The 19,273-nt window shown below is 52.3% G+C and carries 19 protein-coding genes; 11 read left to right on the top strand and 8 right to left on the bottom strand.

The features are described 5' to 3' along the window. Nucleotides 1-166: 166 nt before the first annotated feature. Nucleotides 167-1,450: a putative acyl-CoA thioester hydrolase gene (locus N7268_RS12665; RefSeq protein WP_260863184.1), complete on the top strand. Its 1,284-nt coding sequence runs from the start codon at nt 167-169 to the stop codon at nt 1,448-1,450. Nucleotides 1,451-1,538: 88 nt separating this feature from the next. Here N7268_RS12665 and pgl read toward each other — a convergent pair whose 3' ends face one another. Further along, nucleotides 1,539-2,534 carry a 6-phosphogluconolactonase gene (pgl, locus tag N7268_RS12660; protein ID WP_260863183.1) on the bottom strand — a complete coding sequence of 332 codons (996 nt, stop codon included), beginning with the start codon at nt 2,532-2,534 and terminating at the stop codon, nt 1,539-1,541. A gap of 165 nt (nt 2,535-2,699) precedes the next feature. On the opposite strand from pgl, the gene N7268_RS12655 reads away from it, so the two are divergent. After that, complete coding sequence (locus N7268_RS12655) at nt 2,700-3,518, top strand: pyridoxal phosphatase (protein ID WP_260863182.1); 819 nt, start codon at nt 2,700-2,702, stop codon at nt 3,516-3,518. On the opposite strand, the gene modC is transcribed toward N7268_RS12655, so the two are convergent. From modC to N7268_RS12635, 4 genes are all read right to left on the bottom strand, one after another. Then, nucleotides 3,519-4,577, bottom strand: a complete 1,059-nt coding sequence (gene modC, locus N7268_RS12650; RefSeq protein ID WP_198904837.1) for a molybdenum ABC transporter ATP-binding protein ModC — start codon at nt 4,575-4,577, stop codon at nt 3,519-3,521. Between the two features lie 2 nt (nt 4,578-4,579). Continuing rightward, nucleotides 4,580-5,269: a molybdate ABC transporter permease subunit gene (gene modB, locus N7268_RS12645; RefSeq protein WP_198904838.1), complete on the bottom strand. Its 690-nt coding sequence runs from the start codon at nt 5,267-5,269 to the stop codon at nt 4,580-4,582. After that, on the bottom strand, nt 5,269-6,042 hold the full coding sequence (modA, locus tag N7268_RS12640; protein ID WP_260863181.1) for a molybdate ABC transporter substrate-binding protein: 774 nt from the start codon (nt 6,040-6,042) through the stop codon (nt 5,269-5,271). The genes modB and modA overlap by 1 nt, the downstream gene beginning before the upstream one ends. Nucleotides 6,043-6,278: 236 nt before the next feature. Next, nucleotides 6,279-6,428, bottom strand: a complete 150-nt coding sequence (locus N7268_RS12635) for an AcrZ family multidrug efflux pump-associated protein (RefSeq protein WP_045441137.1) — start codon at nt 6,426-6,428, stop codon at nt 6,279-6,281. 129 nt (nt 6,429-6,557) lie between these two features. Here N7268_RS12635 and modE point away from each other — a divergent pair, with 129 nt between their 5' ends. From modE to gpmA, 7 genes are all read left to right on the top strand, one after another. Continuing rightward, nucleotides 6,558-7,346: a molybdenum-dependent transcriptional regulator gene (gene modE, locus N7268_RS12630; RefSeq protein WP_260863180.1), complete on the top strand. Its 789-nt coding sequence runs from the start codon at nt 6,558-6,560 to the stop codon at nt 7,344-7,346. Nucleotides 7,347-7,413: 67 nt separating this feature from the next. Next, nucleotides 7,414-8,886: a molybdate ABC transporter ATP-binding protein ModF gene (modF, locus tag N7268_RS12625; RefSeq protein ID WP_260863179.1), complete on the top strand. Its 1,473-nt coding sequence runs from the start codon at nt 7,414-7,416 to the stop codon at nt 8,884-8,886. Between the two features lie 217 nt (nt 8,887-9,103). Then, nucleotides 9,104-10,120, top strand: a complete 1,017-nt coding sequence (gene galE / locus N7268_RS12620) for a UDP-glucose 4-epimerase GalE (protein WP_260863178.1) — start codon at nt 9,104-9,106, stop codon at nt 10,118-10,120. Nucleotides 10,121-10,129: 9 nt separating this feature from the next. Next, a complete protein-coding gene (galT, locus tag N7268_RS12615) occupies nt 10,130-11,176 on the top strand; it encodes a galactose-1-phosphate uridylyltransferase (RefSeq protein ID WP_260863177.1) in 1,047 nt (348 codons plus the stop codon). A 3-nt stretch (nt 11,177-11,179) separates the two neighbouring features. Next, entirely contained in the window at nt 11,180-12,328 is a 1,149-nt protein-coding gene (galK, locus tag N7268_RS12610; protein WP_260863176.1) for a galactokinase, read from the top strand. Further along, complete coding sequence (galM, locus tag N7268_RS12605; RefSeq protein ID WP_260863175.1) at nt 12,322-13,362, top strand: galactose-1-epimerase; 1,041 nt, start codon at nt 12,322-12,324, stop codon at nt 13,360-13,362. Before galK ends, galM begins: the two co-directional genes overlap by 7 nt. A gap of 230 nt (nt 13,363-13,592) precedes the next feature. Continuing rightward, nucleotides 13,593-14,345, top strand: a complete 753-nt coding sequence (gene gpmA / locus N7268_RS12600; protein WP_260863174.1) for a 2,3-diphosphoglycerate-dependent phosphoglycerate mutase — start codon at nt 13,593-13,595, stop codon at nt 14,343-14,345. A gap of 66 nt (nt 14,346-14,411) precedes the next feature. Here gpmA and aroG read toward each other — a convergent pair whose 3' ends face one another. Continuing rightward, on the bottom strand, nt 14,412-15,464 hold the full coding sequence (gene aroG / locus N7268_RS12595) for a 3-deoxy-7-phosphoheptulonate synthase AroG (protein WP_260863173.1): 1,053 nt from the start codon (nt 15,462-15,464) through the stop codon (nt 14,412-14,414). A 317-nt stretch (nt 15,465-15,781) separates the two neighbouring features. Between aroG and N7268_RS12590 the strand changes: the two genes are divergently transcribed. Together N7268_RS12590 and zitB are read left to right on the top strand one after the other, a co-directional pair. After that, nucleotides 15,782-16,150, top strand: a complete 369-nt coding sequence (locus N7268_RS12590) for a YbgS-like family protein (protein ID WP_260863172.1) — start codon at nt 15,782-15,784, stop codon at nt 16,148-16,150. A gap of 113 nt (nt 16,151-16,263) precedes the next feature. Further along, a complete protein-coding gene (zitB, locus tag N7268_RS12585) occupies nt 16,264-17,205 on the top strand; it encodes a CDF family zinc transporter ZitB (RefSeq protein ID WP_260863171.1) in 942 nt (313 codons plus the stop codon). On the opposite strand, the gene pnuC is transcribed toward zitB, so the two are convergent. Together pnuC and nadA are read right to left on the bottom strand one after the other, a co-directional pair. Then, entirely contained in the window at nt 17,202-17,921 is a 720-nt protein-coding gene (gene pnuC / locus N7268_RS12580) for a nicotinamide riboside transporter PnuC (RefSeq protein ID WP_198904850.1), read from the bottom strand. The two genes, zitB and pnuC, sit on opposite strands and share 4 nt — an antisense overlap. A gap of 27 nt (nt 17,922-17,948) precedes the next feature. Continuing rightward, entirely contained in the window at nt 17,949-18,992 is a 1,044-nt protein-coding gene (gene nadA / locus N7268_RS12575) for a quinolinate synthase NadA (RefSeq protein WP_260863170.1), read from the bottom strand. Nucleotides 18,993-19,273 lie beyond the last annotated feature (281 nt).

The raw sequence follows: 19,273 nt of genomic DNA, 5'->3' as shown, positions 1-19,273 counted from the left end.
CAACCTGAAGGGCAATAAATGTTATCTGTTTGTGATACAAGGACTCTCTGCACCCGCCTTTGCCGGGATAAATAAACAACTTTTTACCTTTTCGCCTTCCCGTTTCGCTCAACTTAGTATAAAAAAGCAGGCTTCAATGGATAATTTTCAAAGCCCGGAGCAACCTGTGAACATATCATCAGTTTCCCGTCTGGCGCTGGCTATGGCTTTTGGCGTGACGCTGACCGCCTGTAGCTCTACGCCGCCCGATCAAATTCCTTCCGATCAGACCGCGCCTGGTACCTCCTCGCGCCCGATTCTGTCGGCGAATGAAGCAACGAATTTCGTTGCGGCACACTATTTTTCTGCACTGACGCCAAACACCGCGCCGTGGACCCCTTCTGCGATTTCTCTGCCAGCCCAGCCTGACTTTGTTGTTGGCCCGGCGGGAACGCAGGGAGTGACCCACACAACGATTCAGGCGGCAGTTGATGCGGCAATCATTAAACGGACCAACAAGCGTCAATATATCGCCATCATGCCGGGTGAATACCAGGGCACGGTTTATATTCCTGCTGCGACAGGTAGCCTGACGTTATACGGCACGGGCGAAAAAGCGCTGGATGTCAAAATTGGCCAGGCCATTGACGGTGAGATGAACACGGCTGACTGGCGTCGTACGGTGAACCCGGGCGGTAAATATATGCCGGGCAAACCTGCGTGGTACATGTACGACAATTGTCAGAGCAAGCGCGCTACCAATATTGGCGTGATGTGTTCTGCGGTTGTCTGGTCACAAAACAATGGTCTGCAATTGCAGAACCTGACCATCGAAAACAATCTGGGTGACAGCGTAGATGCGGGTAATCACCCGGCTGTCGCACTGCGTACCGATGGCGATAAAGTGCAGATCAACAATGTGAACATTCTGGGTCGCCAGAATACCTTCTTCGTTACCAATAGCGGCGTACAAAACCGTCTGGAGAACGATCGTCAACCGCGTACGCTGGTGACCAACAGCTACATTGAAGGCGATGTCGATATTGTATCCGGCCGTGGCGCCGTGGTGTTCGATAATACCGATTTCCGCGTCGTGAACTCCCGTACTCAACAGGAAGGCTACGTGTTTGCACCGGCGACACTGTCGAACATTTACTACGGTTTCCTCGCGACCAACAGCCGCTTTACGGCAAGTGGCGATGGCATCGCGCAGTTAGGCCGCTCACTGGACGTTGATGCTAACACCAACGGTCAGGTCGTGATTCGCGACAGCGTGATCAACGAAGGCTTTAACATGGCGAAACCCTGGGCGGACAGCGTGATCGCTAAGCATCCGTTTGCAGGCAATACCGGTGCGGAAGATGATAAAGGTGAGATTCAGCGTAACCTGAACGACACCAACTTTAACCGCATGTGGGAATACAACAACCGCGGTATTGGCAGCAAAGTGATTGCTGAGCCGAAACAGTAAGCCCACGCTCGCAAGCCCGGTAAGCGTATCCGCCACCGGGCAATGTGCCGGATAAGAGGTTCATACCTCTTCCGGCATGCGAGACAAATTAATACGCGTTAACCACCACCCACATCGGGCCTTGTCCTACCGCATAACGCCCTTTCTCCGTCAGCAGCCCCTGCTCACCCGCAATGTCATACACGGCGATATGATGCGACTTCTGTCCGGCTGCGATCAGGTACTTACCGCTGTGATCGACATTAAAGCCGCGCGGTTGTGTTTCAGTTGGCTGGTAGCCCTCTTTGGTCAACACGCTACCGTCTTCTGATACGCTGAACACGGTGATCAGACTCGCCGTACGGTCGCAGGCATACAGATGACGTCCATCCGGCGTGATATGGATATCCGCCGCCCAGCGCGTATCAGAGAAATCAGCTGGCATCATATCCAGCGTCTGTACACACTCAATTTTGCCGTGCGGATCTTTCAGTTCCCAGACATCAACCGAGCTGTTCAACTCATTGACGCAATAGGCATATTGTTGATTCGGATGAAACACCATATGACGTGGTCCCGCGCCTTCGACGGTAGTGACTTCCGCCGGTTCCTGGGCGACCAGTTTGCCGTCATCGCTAACGGTGAACAGGCAAATACGATCCTGTTTCAATGCCGGAACCCACAGGGTACGGTTATCCGGTGAGATATTGGCCGAGTGGCATCCGTCCAGACCTTCAACCACGTCCACCAGCTCAACCGGCAGACCCTCCTCCAGGCGGGTCACGCTAACGCTACCGGCGTTGTACGAACCGACAAAAACAAAACGTCCATGATGATCGGTAGAAATATGCGTCGGACTTCCCGGCAGCGCAGATTCCGCGGCAAACGTCAGCGCACCATCATCAGGCGCAATGCGATACGCCAGCACACGAAATTCCGGGCGTACGCCAACATAGAGGTAGCGCTTATCCGGGCTGACGACCATCGGTTGGACCTGACCCGGAACATCAACCACCTGTGTCAGCGTCAGCGAACCTTCATGATTCAGGCTCCAGACATGGATTTGCTGACTCTCAGGGCTGGCGGTATAAACGGTTTGCTTCATGAATACTCCTTTGCTTTTTGGCAAGTGGCTGCAGTTGCCTGACACACGCCTAACGTAGACGCTTTTAACGGTGAATGCTTAATTAAAGCTCAGAATTTTGTCCGGCTCCCGTCTCGGTGTACCATTCCAGCAGACAAAATTCTCAACCTTAATCTGGAAAAACCTATGACCGCTCGCGTGATTGCCCTGGATTTAGACGGTACATTGCTGACCCCGAAAAAAACCTTGTTGCCATCCTCCCTGGAAGCGCTTTCTCGTGCCAGGCAAGCCGGCTACCAACTTATCATTGTCACGGGTCGCCATCACGTTGCTATTCATCCTTTTTATCAGGCACTGGCGCTGGATACACCTGCAATTTGCTGTAATGGCACTTACTTGTATGATTATCATGCAAAAAACGTACTGGAATCCGACCCGCTTGCGGTGGATCAGGCATTGCAACTGATCGATCTTCTGGATGAACATCAGATCCACGGACTGATGTATGTCGATGAAGCGATGCTGTATGAGCGTCCGACCGGGCACGTAGTACGTACCGCGAACTGGGCGCAGTCTCTGCCGCCGGAACAACGTCCGACCTTTACTCAGGTTCCGTCACTGGCGCAGGCCGCGCGCGACGTTAATGCTATCTGGAAATTTGCCCTGACTGATGAAGATATTCCAAAGCTGCAGCAGTTTGGTCGACACGTTGAAAAGCAGTTAGGACTGGAGTGTGAATGGTCCTGGCACGATCAGGTCGATATCGCCCGTCAAGGCAACAGCAAGGGAAAACGCCTCACTCAGTGGATTGAAGCGCAAGGCGGAACAATGGAGAATGTGGTCGCTTTTGGCGACAACTTTAATGATATCAGCATGCTGGAAGCAGCAGGAACCGGTGTTGCGATGGGCAACGCGGACGATGCCGTCAAAGCACGCGCCAATATCGTCATTGGCGATAACACCACTGACAGCATCGCGAAGTTTATCTACTCTCACCTGCTGTAATCAGGCGGTAATCGATACGCTCTTAATTTGCGCGTAGAGCCACAGGCCAGGTTTGATACCCAATTCATCCCTGGCCCACGGACTGATCCTCGCCCACAATGTCTTGCCGCCCACTTCAAGCTGAACTTCCACTTGCCCGTTATCGTCATAACACTGCGCGACCTTCGCACGCAAAATGTTGCGAATACTGGTCTGCTGCGGCGGTTGTAATACCAGAGAAACATCAGATGCCTGTATGCGAATACGCAGCGTCGTTTGTAGCGGTTTATCCAGTTTATTAACCCACAGATGCTGATCGCCCAGCGCCAGCGCGGTCATCGCATAATGCGGGTGGTGCTCCAGCACGCTGACTTTCAATATACTGCTCTGCTGCTCCTTCGGCAGCCAGGGATGCATCACGCTGCTGCCCCAGACATCCTCCAGCGAGCCAAACGCTTTCACCTGCCCATTTTCCAGCACCATGACTTTATCGGCCAGATGCAAAATTTCATCAAGTGAGTGACTGACATACAGCATGGGAATATTGATTTCGCGCGCCAGGCGTTGGAGGTACGGCAACAACTCACGCTTACGCGGAATATCCAGCGAGGCTAACGGCTCATCCAGCAGTAGCAACTCCGGTGCGGTAAGCAGCGCCCGGCCAATAGCGACACGCTGTTTTTCACCGCCGGAAAGGCTGCCCGGCAGACGGTCGAGCAGCGGTTCAATACCCAGCAGCGCCACCAGCTTATCGAACTGTCCTGCCATGCTTTTTGCCATACCGTAGCGTAGATTCCCGCGCACTTTATAGTGTGGGAACAGGCGGGCATCCTGAAAAACATACCCCACCCGGCGCTTTTCAGGCGTTAAGCAGATGCCCTTTTCCACGTCGTTCAACACCCGCCCGTTGAGCACAATACGCCCGGACTGCGGTGTAGTCAGACCGCTAATGGCGTTAATTAGCGACGTTTTACCTGCGCCGGAGACACCAAAAATAGCCGTGATCCCGCTGGCTGGTAGCGTTTCGTTGAGCGTCAGGCAGTGCGTCCCCAGCGTCTGGGAAAAATTGAGTTCCAACATAATTATCGTCCCGTCCGCTCTCGGCTAATACGCGCCAGCCACTCAGAAATCAGCAGTGAAATCAGCGCCAGCACAATGGAGATGATGCATAACCTTGCCGCCGCGCTTTCACCGCCGGGGGTCTGGATCAGGGTATACATTGCCGAAGGGATAGTACGGGTTTCACCGGGAATATTAGAAACAAAGGTGATGGTCGCGCCGAACTCGCCGAGCGAGCGGGCAAACGCCAGCACGGTACCAACAATGATTCCGGGCAGCATCAGCGGTAAGGTAATAGTCAGGAAGACACGCCAGCGCCCGGCGCCCAACGTGCGGGCAGCCTGCTCCAGCTTAACGTCAACGCCTTCAAGCGCCAGACGGATTGCCCGCACCATGAGCGGGAAGGACATCACTGCCGCGGCAAGAACCGCGCCGCGCCAGCTAAAGGCAAAGGTAATGCCAAACCAGTCGTACAGCCATTCGCCGATAAATCCGCGTCGCCCCATTGCAATAAGCAGCAGATAACCGACCACTACAGGTGGCAGAACCAGCGGTAGATGCAGAACGCTGTCGAGCAGCGCTTTACCTGGAAACTTGCATCGCACAAGCAACCAGGCAAAGAAGATCCCGAACGGCAGACTAAACAGCACGGCCAGGGAAGAAACTTTCAGGCTCAGTATAACGGCCTGCCATTCAGGATCGCTCAGTATCATTACTTGGTCGTAAATCCATAACGTTTAAAGATTTCAGAAGCCTGCGGTCCTTTCAGGTAATCATAGAACGCGCTGACCGTTGCGTTTTTGTGCCCATCAACAATCGCGATCGGGTATTCCACTTTTTTGTGCGAATCTTCCGGGAAGGTTGCCACAACTTTTACACCTTTGCTGGCAACAGCGTCAGAGCCGTAAACAATGCCCAGCGGAGCTTCATTGCGTTCAACCAGCGCCAGTGCGCCACGGACGTCTTCAGCAGGTGCCAGTTTCGGCGCCAGGGTATCCCATGCGCCCAGTTTTTGCAGCGCTTCTTTGGCATAAATGCCCGCGGGAACATGTTCTGGATCGCCAACAGCCAGACGACCGCCGTTCAACAGACTGACCCAGTTGGTTTTGCTGTCGATGGCAAAATCTTTCTGTTCGCTTGCTTTAGGCGCCACCACCACCAGACTGTTCCCCAGCAGCGTTTTACGCGTTGCGGTATCAATTGACTTCTTGTCTACCGCATAATCCATCCATTTCTGATCGGCAGAAATAAACAGATCGGCTGGTGCACCTGCTTCAATCTGACGCGCCAGCGTTGAGGAAGAAGCAAAAGAGGAGACAACATCAACATTCTTCTCTTTTTTATACTGTGCAGCAATGTCCTGCATCGCGTTTGTCAGCGAAGCCGCTGCAAACACTGTGATTTTCCCTTCATCCGCCAATGCATGCCCGACCATTGAGAGAGAAAGTGTTGCCCCTGCAAACAGGCGTACCCATGTACGTGCCATCTGTAACTCCTTTGAGTTTCGTTATGTATGCAACAATATAACGAGTAAGTCAGGCTTTTCCCAGAGGTTATTGATACCTATTAGAGGTAACACAAAGAAAATATCGGCAGGGAAAGCAGGATCTTGAGGCGCGAGACTGGATGAACTTCACGTTGCTTTGAGCGGGTGTAAGCCACACAAATGCGGCCTGAAAAACGAAGAATATAAAACGCCCGACTGAGCGGGCGTTTGGGGAATCAATGGTTCTGTCTGGACTGGTCTTTCTGACCGATACCGGAAAAAATGTTGAACACTTCACCCAATCCGTAAATCAGCCCCAGAATGACGGCCATTACCACAGGTACCATGATTACGGCGAATACCAGACTTTTCAATAACTCTAACATGGTCAACTCCAGATATAGTCCTTACTTGTATTCTAACCACATACCACAGAAAAGCACTCCCCTTTTGTGCGGTCGGCTTTGCGCCGGCGCGGTTTTCCGTCACAATACCCCTTTTGCCAGGAGCTTGATATGCAGGCCGAAATCCTTCTTACCCTGAAACTTCAGCAAAAACTGTTCGCCGATCCCCGCCGCATTTCTCTGCTTAAGCATATTGCGCTTTCCGGCTCTATCAGTCAGGGCGCTAAGGATGCGGGTATTAGTTATAAAAGCGCCTGGGACGCGATCAACGAGATGAACCAGCTGAGCGAGCAGACGCTGGTTGAGCGCGCCACCGGTGGCAAAGGCGGCGGCGGCGCGGTGCTGACCCGCTACGGGCAACGCCTGATCCAACTGTATGATTTACTCGCACAAATTCAACAAAAGGCGTTTGATGTCCTGAGCGATGACGATGCGCTTCCCCTTAACAGCCTGCTGGCAGCGATCTCCCGTTTTTCCTTGCAAACCAGCGCCCGAAACCAATGGTTTGGCACGATTACGGCTCGCGACCACCACGAGGTGCAGCAGCATGTCGATGTCCTGCTGGCTGATGGCGAAACACGGCTGAAAGTGGCGCTGACGGCGCAAAGCGGTGAACGCCTCGGGCTGGATGAAGGTAAAGAGGTGCTGGTTCTGCTTAAAGCGCCGTGGGTGGGCATCACCCAGGATGAAAGCGTGGCGCAGGCCGCGGACAACCAACTGCAAGGCATCATTTGTCATATCGAGCGTGGTGCGGAACAGTGCGAAGTGTTGATGACGCTACCGGATGGCCAGACGCTATGCGCCACGGTTCCAGCCGAAGACGCAGTAACGTTACAAGAAGGTGCTAACGTCACCGCGTATTTTAATGCCGATAGAGTCATTATCGCGACTTTATGCTGAGTTGATTGACATCGACCCGCAGAACACGTATCCCTGTCATTCATCGCTGCAATAACTGGGATACAAAATGTCATCGTTGCAAATTTCGCAAGGCACGTTTCGTCTGAGCGACACCAAAACGCTTCAGTTGAATACGTTCACATTAAACGCAGGTGATAGCTGGGCGTTTGTTGGATCTAACGGCAGCGGAAAATCCGCGCTGGCTCGGGCGCTGGCGGGGGAGCTCCCGTTGCTCAAAGGCGAGCGCCAGTGCCAGTTTACCCGCATCACCCGGCTCTCATTTGAGCAGCTCCAAAAGCTGGTCAGCGACGAATGGCAGCGTAATAACACCGATCTCCTCAGCCCCGGTGAGGACGACACAGGGCGAACGACTGCAGAGATTATTCAGGCTGAGATCAGCGATCCCAGTCGTTGTTCAGCGCTGGCGAAGCAGTTCGGGATTAGCGCCTTACTCGACAGACGCTTCAAATACCTCTCTACCGGTGAAACGCGTAAAACGCTGCTTTGCCAGGCCTTGATGTCAGAACCGGATCTGCTCATCCTTGACGAACCGTTTGACGGGCTGGACGTTGCGTCACGCGGCCAGTTAGCGGATCTGCTCGCCGCATTACATCTGGCTGGTCATACGCTGGTGCTGGTCCTCAACCGCTTTGATGAAATTCCTGAATTCGTACAGTTCGCTGGTGTTCTTGCTGATTGCACGTTGACTGAAACTGGCGAAAAAACCGGTCTGTTACAACAGGCATTGATAGCCCAACTGGCCCATAGCGAACAACTGGAAGGCATCACCCTCCCCGAGCCTGATGAACCTTCTGTCCGCCTTGGGCTGCCTGCAGATGAAGCGCGTATTGTGCTTAAGGATGGCGTTGTCTCATATAACGATCGCCCCATTCTCCATCGTCTGAGCTGGCAGGTAAATCCGGGTGAACACTGGCAAATTATCGGCCCGAATGGCGCGGGGAAATCGACCCTCCTCAGTTTAATCACCGGCGATCATCCGCAAGGCTACAGCAACGACCTGACTCTGTTTGGCCGCCGTCGTGGCAGTGGTGAAACCATCTGGGATATTAAAAAGCATATTGGCTATGTCAGCAGCAGCCTGCATCTGGATTACCGGGTGAGTACCACGGTGCGCAATGTCATTCTCTCGGGCTTCTTTGATTCCATCGGTATTTACCAGGCGGTTTCAGACAGGCAGCACAAACTGGCGCAAGGGTGGTTAGACATTCTGGGAATGGATAAACGCACAGCGGATGCGCCGTTCCATAGTCTCTCCTGGGGACAACAACGGCTGGCGCTGATTGTCCGTGCGCTGGTCAAGCACCCGACTCTGCTGATCCTCGACGAACCATTACAAGGGCTGGATCCACTGAACCGTCAGTTGATACGCCGTTTTGTTGATGTGCTTATCAGTGAAGGCGAAACGCAACTGCTGTTTGTTTCTCACCATGCTGAAGATGCGCCTGAGTGTATAACTCACCGCCTAGAGTTTGTGCCTGACGGGGAAATCTACGCCTATCGGCAGACAGCCCTGCGTTAATTTTCATTCGGGGCGCGTGAATGCGCCCATTTCTTACCGCCCTTTTCAGATAAAAAGCAAAACCATCACGTAATGTCATGATTTAATAAAGAATAATTGATAAAGCTTTGTGAAAATGCCGAAGTGTAAACGATTCCACTAATTTATTCCATGTCACACTTTTCGCATCTTTGATATGCTATGGTTATTGCATAGCATAGGCTTAACGGAGCGAATTATGAGAGTATTGGTTACAGGTGGTAGCGGTTACATTGGAAGCCACACTTGTGTGCAGTTACTGAAAAACGGTCACGATGTCGTCATCCTTGATAACCTCTGCAACAGTAAGCGCAGCGTCCTGCCCGTTATTGAGCGTTTAGGTGGAAAGCATCCGACTTTCATTGAAGGCGATATCCGTAACGAAGCATTGATTACCGAAATTCTGCACGATCATGCCATCGACACGGTCATTCACTTTGCCGGTCTGAAGGCCGTGGGGGAATCCGTTGCTAAACCGCTGGAGTACTATGACAACAACGTCAACGGTACTCTACGTCTGGTCAACGCTATGCGCGCCGCCAACGTGAAGAACTTTATCTTCAGCTCCTCAGCGACAGTCTATGGCGATCAACCGCAAATCCCTTACGTTGAAAGCTTCCCCACCGGTACGCCGCAAAGCCCATACGGTAAAAGTAAACTGATGGTTGAACAGATCCTGACCGATCTGCAAAAAGCACAGCCAGACTGGAGCATTGCCCTGTTGCGTTACTTCAATCCGGTTGGCGCACATCCGTCAGGGGATATGGGCGAAGATCCGCAAGGCATTCCAAATAACCTGATGCCTTACATCGCCCAGGTTGCCGTTGGTCGCCGCGACTCTCTCGCGGTATTTGGCAACGACTACCCTACCGAAGATGGCACCGGCGTGCGTGATTATATCCATGTGATGGATTTGGCTGACGGCCATGTTGTCGCCATGGAAAAACTGGCGGGCATTCAGGGCGTGCATATTTATAACCTGGGTGCGGGCGTCGGTAGCAGCGTGCTGGACGTCGTCAACGCCTTCAGTAAAGCCTGCGGTAAACCTGTTAACTACCATTTCGCACCGCGTCGTGACGGCGATCTGCCTGCCTACTGGGCTGATGCCAGCAAAGCTGACCGTGAATTGAACTGGCGTGTTACCCGCACGCTGGACGAAATGGCACAAGACACCTGGCACTGGCAGTCACGCCACCCGCAGGGATACCCGGACTAAGGATTTGTCATGACCCAATTTAATCCCGTCGATCATCCACATCGCCGCTTTAACCCGCTCACCGGGCAGTGGATCCTCGTTTCGCCGCATCGCGCCAAACGCCCCTGGCAAGGGGCGCAGGAAACGCCGTCTAAGCAGGTTCTGCCCGCTCATGATCCTGACTGCTTCCTGTGCGCAGGCAATACGCGCGTGACCGGCGACAAAAATCCGAATTACGCGGGTACCTACGTTTTTACTAACGACTTTGCGGCTCTGATGTCCGATACCCCGGACGCGCCGGACAGTCATGATCCGTTGATGCGCTGCCAAAGCGCTCGTGGAACCAGTCGCGTGATTTGCTTCTCGCCGGACCACAGCAAAACGTTGCCAGAGCTTAGCGTGCCTGCCCTGACGGAAATCGTCAAAACCTGGCAAGAACAAACGGCGGATCTGGGTAAAACCTATCCCTGGGTGCAGGTGTTTGAAAATAAAGGCGCTGCGATGGGGTGCTCGAACCCGCATCCGCACGGTCAAATTTGGGCCAACAGTTTCCTGCCCAACGAAGCCGAGCGTGAAGATCGTCTGCAAAAAGCGTACTTCGCTGAACAGGGATCCCCCATGCTGGTCGATTATGTCCAGCGTGAACGGGCTGATGGTAGCCGCACGGTGGTGGAAACCGAACACTGGCTGGCGGTAGTGCCTTACTGGGCGGCATGGCCGTTCGAAACGCTGCTGCTACCGAAAACACATGTATTGCGTATTACCGATTTGACCGACGCGCAACGTGCTGACCTGGCGCTGGCGCTGAAAAAATTGACCAGTCGTTACGATAACCTGTTCCAGTGCTCATTTCCTTACTCAATGGGTTGGCACGGTGCGCCATTTAATGGCGAAGAGAATGAACACTGGCAGTTGCATGCACACTTTTATCCGCCGCTGCTGCGTTCCGCAACCGTGCGTAAATTTATGGTCGGTTATGAAATGCTGGCGGAAACCCAGCGCGACCTGACGGCAGAACAAGCCGCTGAACGTCTGCGGGCAGTCAGCGACATCCATTTTCGCGAATCCGGAGTTTAAATAATGAGTCTGAAAGAAAAAACACAATCTCTGTTTGCTGAAACGTTTGGCTACCCTGCAACCCATACTATTCAGGCACCTGGTCGCGTAAATCTGATCGGCGAACATACCGATTATAACGACGGTTTCGTCCTGCCTTGCGCAATTGACTACCAAACTGTCATCAGTTGTGCGGCGCGTGAAGATCGTAAAGTTCGCGTTATTGCCGCTGACTACGATAATCAGATTGATGAGTTTTCTCTTGATGCGCCGATTATCGCCCACGACAGCCAACAGTGGTCAAACTATGTGCGTGGCGTGGTGAAGCATCTGCAAAAACGCAATAGCGCTTTTGGTGGTGCGGATCTTGTGATCAGCGGCAACGTACCGCAAGGGGCAGGCTTAAGTTCTTCGGCTTCGCTGGAAGTGGCGGTGGGAACGGTATTCCAGCAGCTTTTTCATCTGCCGCTCGATGGCGCGCAAATCGCCCTTAACGGTCAGGAAGCTGAAAACCAGTTTGTCGGCTGTAACTGCGGGATTATGGACCAGTTGATCTCTGCTCTTGGCAAGAAAGATCATGCGCTGCTGATCGACTGTCGCACACTGGGCACCAAAGCGGTCTCCATGCCTGAAGGTGTGGCGGTGGTCATCATCAACAGTAACTTTAAACGTACGCTGGTGGGCAGTGAGTACAACACCCGCCGCGAACAATGTGAAACAGGTGCACGTTTCTTCCAGCAGCCCGCGCTGCGTGATGTCAGCCTGGAGGCATTTAACGCCGTCGCACACGAGCTGGATCCGATCGTTGCCAAACGTGTTCGCCATGTGCTGACTGAAAATGCCCGTACCGTTGAAGCCGCAGAAGCGCTGGAGAAAGGCGACCTACTGCGCATGGGTCAGCTGATGGCGGAATCTCACGCCTCCATGCGCGATGATTTCGAAATTACCGTACCGCAAATTGATACGCTGGTTGAGATTGTCAAAGCGACCATTGGTGATCAAGGCGGTGTGCGCATGACGGGTGGTGGTTTCGGTGGCTGCATTGTGGCGCTGATTCCGCAAGCGTTGGTTCCTGCTGTCCAGCAGGCTGTCGCCACACAGTACGAAGCGAAAACCGGTATCAAAGAAACGTTCTATGTCTGCAAACCTTCACAAGGAGCCGGACAGTGCTAAACGAAATTCCCGTACTGGCCCCCGATGGCCAGCCGTTTCGACTGCTAACCCTGCGGAATGACGCAGGGATGGTCGTTACCCTAATGGATTGGGGCGCAACGCTTTTGTCTGCGCGCGTCCCACTCAGCGATGGTAGCGTTCGCGAAGCGCTACTCGGCTGTACCAGCCCGGAGCAATACCCGAATCAGTCTGCGTTTCTTGGCGCATCGATTGGCCGTTACGCTAACCGTATCGCGAACAGTCGGTATACTTTTGCAGGCGAAACCATTGAATTACTGCCAAGCCAGGGTGAAAACCAGCTGCATGGCGGGCCCGACGGTTTCGACAAACGCCGCTGGCAGATAGTGAATCAGAACGACCGCCAGGTGCTGTTTGCCTTAACATCAGACGATGGCGATCAGGGCTTCCCTGGCCATCTTTGCGCGACGGCACAGTACCGCCTGACTGACGATAATCGTATTTCGATCACCTACCGTGCGACGGTGAATAAACCGTGCCCGGTGAATTTAACGAATCACGTTTATTTTAATCTCGACGGTGACAAAACCGATATCCGCCAGCATAAGCTGCAGATCCTGGCCGATACGTATCTGCCGGTTGATGAGACAGGGATCCCGCGCGACGGGCTGAAATCGGTAGCAGGTACCTCTTTCGATTTCCGTACACCCAAAGTCATCGACAGCCAGTTCCTGGCCGATGATGACCAGCGTAAGGTGAAAGGTTACGACCACGCCTTCTTGCTACAGGCACAAGGTGATGCCCGTAAACCTGCCGCTCACCTGTGGTCGCAGGATGAAAAACTGCAGATGGAGGTCTACACCTCGGCTCCGGCATTGCAGTTCTACTCCGGGAATTTCCTCGGTGGCACTCCCTCTCGTGGACCTGAAGCGTACGCCGACTGGCAAGGACTGGCACTGGAAAGTGAGTTCCTACCAGACAGCCCGAACCATCCTGAATGGCCTCAGCCAGACTGCTTACTGCGTCCTGGCGAGGAGTACACCAGCGTGACTGAGTATCGGTTTATACCTGCCTGATAGTGCACCGTGACAAGCCCGATGACGCAAGCCATCGGGTTTATTGCTCGTCCCCTCCCTGCCCCGCTCAAAATCGCACCACTTAAAGACAAAATCGCAACCTTGAGTTCACAAGAACCTTACACTGTGTCGCTATTTTCGCTATGGTTATGCGTAAGCATTGCCGCTGGCGCATTACGGCAATATAATGAGAATTATTATCATTCAATATGATTTATAGGAGTGAGTGTATGGCTGTAACGAAGCTGGTTCTGGTACGTCACGGTGAAAGTCAGTGGAACAACGAAAACCGCTTTACCGGTTGGTACGATGTTGATCTGTCCGAGAAAGGCGTAGGCGAAGCAAAAGCGGCAGGTAAACTGCTGAAAGAGGAAGGCTACAGTTTCGATTTTGCTTATACCTCTGTGCTGAAACGTGCCATCCATACCCTGTGGAATGTGCTGGATGAACTGGATCAGGCCTGGTTGCCGGTTGAAAAATCCTGGAAACTGAACGAACGCCATTACGGCGCGCTGCAGGGTCTGAACAAAGCTGAAACCGCAGAAAAATATGGCGACGAACAGGTTAAGCAGTGGCGTCGTGGCTTTGCCGTCACGCCGCCGGAATTGACCAAAGATGACGAACGCTACCCGGGTCACGATCCGCGTTATGCGCAGTTGACCGATAAAGAGTTGCCGGTAACTGAAAGCCTGGCGCTGACCATTGACCGCGTTATCCCTTACTGGAACGAAACCATTCTGCCGCGTATGAAGAGCGGTGAGCGCGTGATTATTGCCGCTCACGGTAACTCTCTGCGCGCGCTGGTGAAATACCTGGATAATATGGGCGAAGATGAAATTCTTGAACTGAATATTCCGACCGGTGTACCGCTGGTGTATGAGTTCGATGAAAACTTCAAGCCGATCAAACATTACTATCTGGGTAATGCTGACGAGATCGCAGCTAAAGCGGCGGCCGTCGCCAACCAGGGCAAAGCGAAGTAATTTCTTCGCCTTAAATAGAAAAGCGTGGAAAATCCACGCTTTTTTATTCTCAGTGAAGCTAAATCCTTAGCCGCGACGCGCTTTAACCGCATTCGCCAGCTGACGCAACACCGCATCCGTGTCTTCCCAGCCAATGCAGGCATCGGTAATGCTCTTACCGTAGGTCAGCGGTTCACCGTTATCCGGGTTCTGGTTACCTTCCACCAGATGACTTTCAATCATCACGCCAATAATCGCTTTTTCACCACCAGCAACCTGTCCGCAAACGTCTTTGGCAACATCCATCTGCTTTTTGAACTGCTTGCTGGAGTTCGCATGGCTGAAGTCGATCATAACCTGCGGAGAGAGACCCGCTTTGACCAGCCCTTCTTTCACGTCAGCAACGTGTTGGGCACTGTAATTCGGCTCTTTGCCGCCGCGCAAAATGATATGGCAATCGCCATTACCACTGGTATTCACAATCGCGGAATGACCCCATTTGGTCACAGACAGGAAACAATGCGGCGCACCTGCGGCGTTGATAGCATCAATGGCAACTTTGATTGTGCCATCAGTACCGTTTTTAAAACCAACCGGACAAGAAAGCCCTGACGCCAGCTCACGGTGAACCTGAGACTCTGTTGTACGCGCTCCGATTGCGCCCCAGCTCATCAGATCAGCGAGATACTGTGGGGTGATCATATCCAGGAATTCACCTGCCGCCGGCAAGCCGCTATCGTTGATATCCAGCAGTAACTTACGCGCAATACGCAGGCCGTCGTTGATCTGGAAGCTGCCGTCCATATGCGGATCGTTAATGAGCCCTTTCCAACCCACAGTGGTACGCGGCTTTTCAAAATAGACGCGCATCACAATTTCAAGTTCGTCTTTTAACTCTTCACGCAATGCCAGCAGGCGAGAAGCATACTCTTTCGCGGCTGCCGGATCATGAATTGAGCATGGCCCAATGACGACCAGCAAACGATCGTCGCTTCCTTTCAGAATTTTATGAATCGCTTTGCGGGCATGGGCTACCGTGTTTGCGGCATTTTCAGTAGCGGGGAATTTTTCCAACAGTGCGACTGGCGGTAATAACTCGTTGATCTCTTTAATGCGTAAATCGTCGTTCTGATAATTCATGATTTTTCCAGCGTTGCCATACTTATATAAATGAATGCAATCCCTCCAATCTATATCTTCAGTCATAAAGTGTAAACGGGGTTTTACACTTTGGACGGATTAATCCTGGAATCAACCGAAAAAACGCAATAAAGTAGCGAAAAACGAGATCTAAACTACAATTTTTAACTGCAACAACTTATTTTTTCATTTAATTCAATATTCTATGCTGGTTTTAATTTTCATACTGAAATATTTAACCACTCTCTGAGGATTTAACTGGCACATGCACTGTTGGAAGAGGTTATCCGACATATCGACCATAACAGGAGCATATTATGCAAATGACAAAGCTGGCCTCACTTTTCCTGACTGCCACCCTCACCCTCGCCAGCGGCGCGGCACTGGCAGCAGAGACAACCACGCAGTCCAATAATGGACAAGCAAATTCTTCGGCGGATGCAGGCCAAACGGCCCCGGATGCACGAGAAAACGTTGCGCCGAATAACGTCGATAACAATAAAATCAATTCGGGGGGCACCATGCTGCACCCGAACGGTTCATCAATGAACCATGAAGGAATGACAAAAGACGAGGTACATAAAAACTCGATGTGTAAAGACGGTCGTTGTCCGGATGTGAATAAAAAGGTAGGAAGCGACATCAACAATGATGTTGATACCAAAACGGATGGCACCAGCCAGTAAAGCTGAAAATATGGCTAATAACGGGAGAGCAATCGCTCTCCTTTTTAATTTTGTCAGCCCAAACCCGGTATGATGTCATACAGTAAAGATGAGAATAACAAAGGGATGACACGATGGCGCACTCACACACTCATACTTCTCCTGAGCTGCCAGAAGATAATAATGCCCGGCGACTGATGTTCGCTTTCTGTATTACCGCGGGGTTTATGCTGGTTGAAGTTATCGGTGGGATACTTTCTGGCTCTCTGGCATTACTCGCAGATGCCGGTCACATGCTTACCGATGCCGCCGCGTTACTTTTTGCGTTGCTGGCCGTCCAGTTTTCCCGTCGCCCTCCCACCATCCGGCACACTTTCGGCTGGCTGAGGCTCACCACACTGGCCGCGTTTGTGAACGCGATTGCACTGGTGGTGATCACCATTTTAATCGTCTGGGAAGCCATTGAACGTTTCCAAACGCCCCGCCCTGTAGCTGGCGGTATGATGATGGTGATTGCCGTTGCCGGTTTGCTGGCTAATGTTCTGGCCTTCTGGGTTCTGCATCGCGGTAGTGAAGAGAAAAATCTCAATGTTCGTGCCGCAGCACTCCATGTGATGGGGGATCTGCTGGGCTCAGTCGGCGCGATTATTGCTGCGCTGATCATCATCTGGACAGGATGGACGCCCGCGGACCCGATTCTTTCTATTCTGGTTTCCGTGCTGGTACTACGCAGCGCCTGGCGTTTATTGAAAGATAGCGTGAATGAGTTACTGGAAGGTGCGCCGCTCACGTTGGATATTGCTGCATTGCAACGCCATCTCAGTCGGGATATTCCAGAAGTGCGTAATGTGCACCACGTACACGTCTGGATGGTCGGTGAAAAACCGGTCATGACGCTGCATGTGCAGGTGATCCCGCCACATGACCACGATGCGTTGCTGGAACGAATTCAGCATTTCCTTATACATCACTACCACATTGAGCACGCCACTATTCAGATGGAATACCAGCCGTGTAACGGGCCAGACTGCCACCTTTATCAGGGGCTGTCTGGCCATACACATCACCATCATTAATGGGAAAGCGCGTGTGAGCCACGTTCGCGCGCGCTGTTAATCCACATCCTGCTACCGTTAAGTGCGATACCGGTCAGGATCATGTACTCCAGCGACATCGCATATACACCTTGCAGCGCAAAGATCACCACGCTGATGACGTTAATGATCACCCACAGCAGCCAGTTTTCAACGTATTTACGCGTCATTAGGATCATCGCCACCACTGACAACACCATCATGCAGGAATCCCAGAACGGAAACGCATCCGGCTGCAGTTCCGGTACGGCGACCTGTAATCCCAGCCCTTGCATGATGTTCACGGCAACGCGGGTCAAGAAAGCAAAGACCGGATCGATAAACAGAGTCATCAGACCAATGGCCACCACGCATACAGCCAGCCAGCCCATCGCTTTCGACAGCGGTAACCAGCGAATCTTCAGTTCAGCTTCATGCTGACTGGTTTGCCGGGACCAGGCGTACCAGCCGTAGATATTGGCGGCAAAAAAGAAAACCTGTAGCAGCAGGCTGGCATAGAGTTGGATCTGAAAGAAAATAATGGCAAATAGCGTGACGTTTATCAGCCCAAAAAAGTAATTACTGATTTTCTCCATACTGGCGAGGCCAATACAAAGTAAGCCAGCGATAGTGCCCACCGCTTCAATCCACGACAGATCGTAACCGCCTGCGCCAATCGGAATGTGTACCAGAATGTTCTGCGTGCTAAAAAAATCCATCTTTTCCCCCAGAGCGAAATACTCTAATTAAGCTCGTAGTGTAGCCGCAAATTCCAACATGCGGTTTAGCGGCAGGAGAGCCCCTTCGCGCAGCGCTGCATCAACCTGTATCTCATGAGCTACACCACCCTGCTCAAGTCCTTCAGCAATCGCCTTCAGACCGTTCATTGCCATCCACGGGCAGTGGGCACAACTCCGACAGGTTGCCCCCTCTCCTGCCGTCGGCGCTTCGAGCAACTCTTTGTCAGGAACCGCTTGCTGCATTTTGTAAAAAATGCCCCGATCAGTCGCCACAATAAGCTGTTTATGCGGCAGCGTTTTAGCCGCATTAATCAGCTGGCTGGTTGATCCCACTGCATCGGCCATATCAACAATGGATTGAGGAGATTCAGGATGAACCAGCACGGCAGCTTCCGGGTAGAGCCCTTTCATACGCGTTAACGCCTGCGTTTTAAATTCATCATGCACAATACAGGCCCCCTGCCAGCAAAGCACATCTGCGCCGGTCTGTTTTTGCACGTAATTGCCCAGGTGCCTGTCCGGCGCCCAGATAATTTTTTCACCTAAGCTATCCAGATGTTCTATGAGTTCAACCGCGATGCTGGATGTCACAACCCAGTCAGCGCGCGCTTTAACGGCAGCAGAGGTGTTGGCATAGACAACGACAGTACGATCAGGATGTGCATCACAGAACGCGCTAAACGCATCAATCGGACACCCCAGATCCAAAGAGCATTCGGCCTGTAAAGTCGGCATTAGAATGGTTTTTTCCGGGCTGAGAATTTTGGCTGTTTCACCCATAAATCTGACGCCCGCAACCAGCAGAGTCGAAGCGGAATGCTTCGACCCAAATCGTGCCATTTCCAGTGAGTCAGAAATACAGCCGCCGGTTTCTTCCGCGAGCTGTTGGATTTCAGGGTCGGTGTAGTAATGGGCGACCATCACGGCATCACGCTCTTTGAGCAGGCGCTTGATTTTCTCACGATAAAAGTGCTTTTCGTCAGCGCTCAATGGAGCCGGTTTTGGCGGAAACGGATAAATTGCTGCTTCTGGATCAAACATCACGCTCATCATGCTTTCTCGTTTTACTGACTTAACGAAATAACCGAGTAAAAGCGTGACGCACGCCATAATCGGTTAGCTTTGTTTTATATGCTAAACAAGATAGCGGATTGGCGCATAAAAGTCACAAGAATTGCGTATGATGATACTGCTTAGTGAGCGTTGTCTAACGCAGATGAAAGAAACGACTTATCTCCAGCAACAAAAAGACGCTACAAGCGTCTTTTTCAGTTGATGACCGTAGAGAGTTCGCCTTCAATAACCTTCGGATTGAAAATAAAAAAGATAAT

The sequence above is a fragment of the Citrobacter sp. Marseille-Q6884 genome (assembly GCF_945906775.1).
Lineage (GTDB): Bacteria > Pseudomonadota > Gammaproteobacteria > Enterobacterales > Enterobacteriaceae > Citrobacter.
Note: the sequence above shows the minus strand (reverse complement) of the source record. Positions and strands in the feature narration are given on the sequence as shown.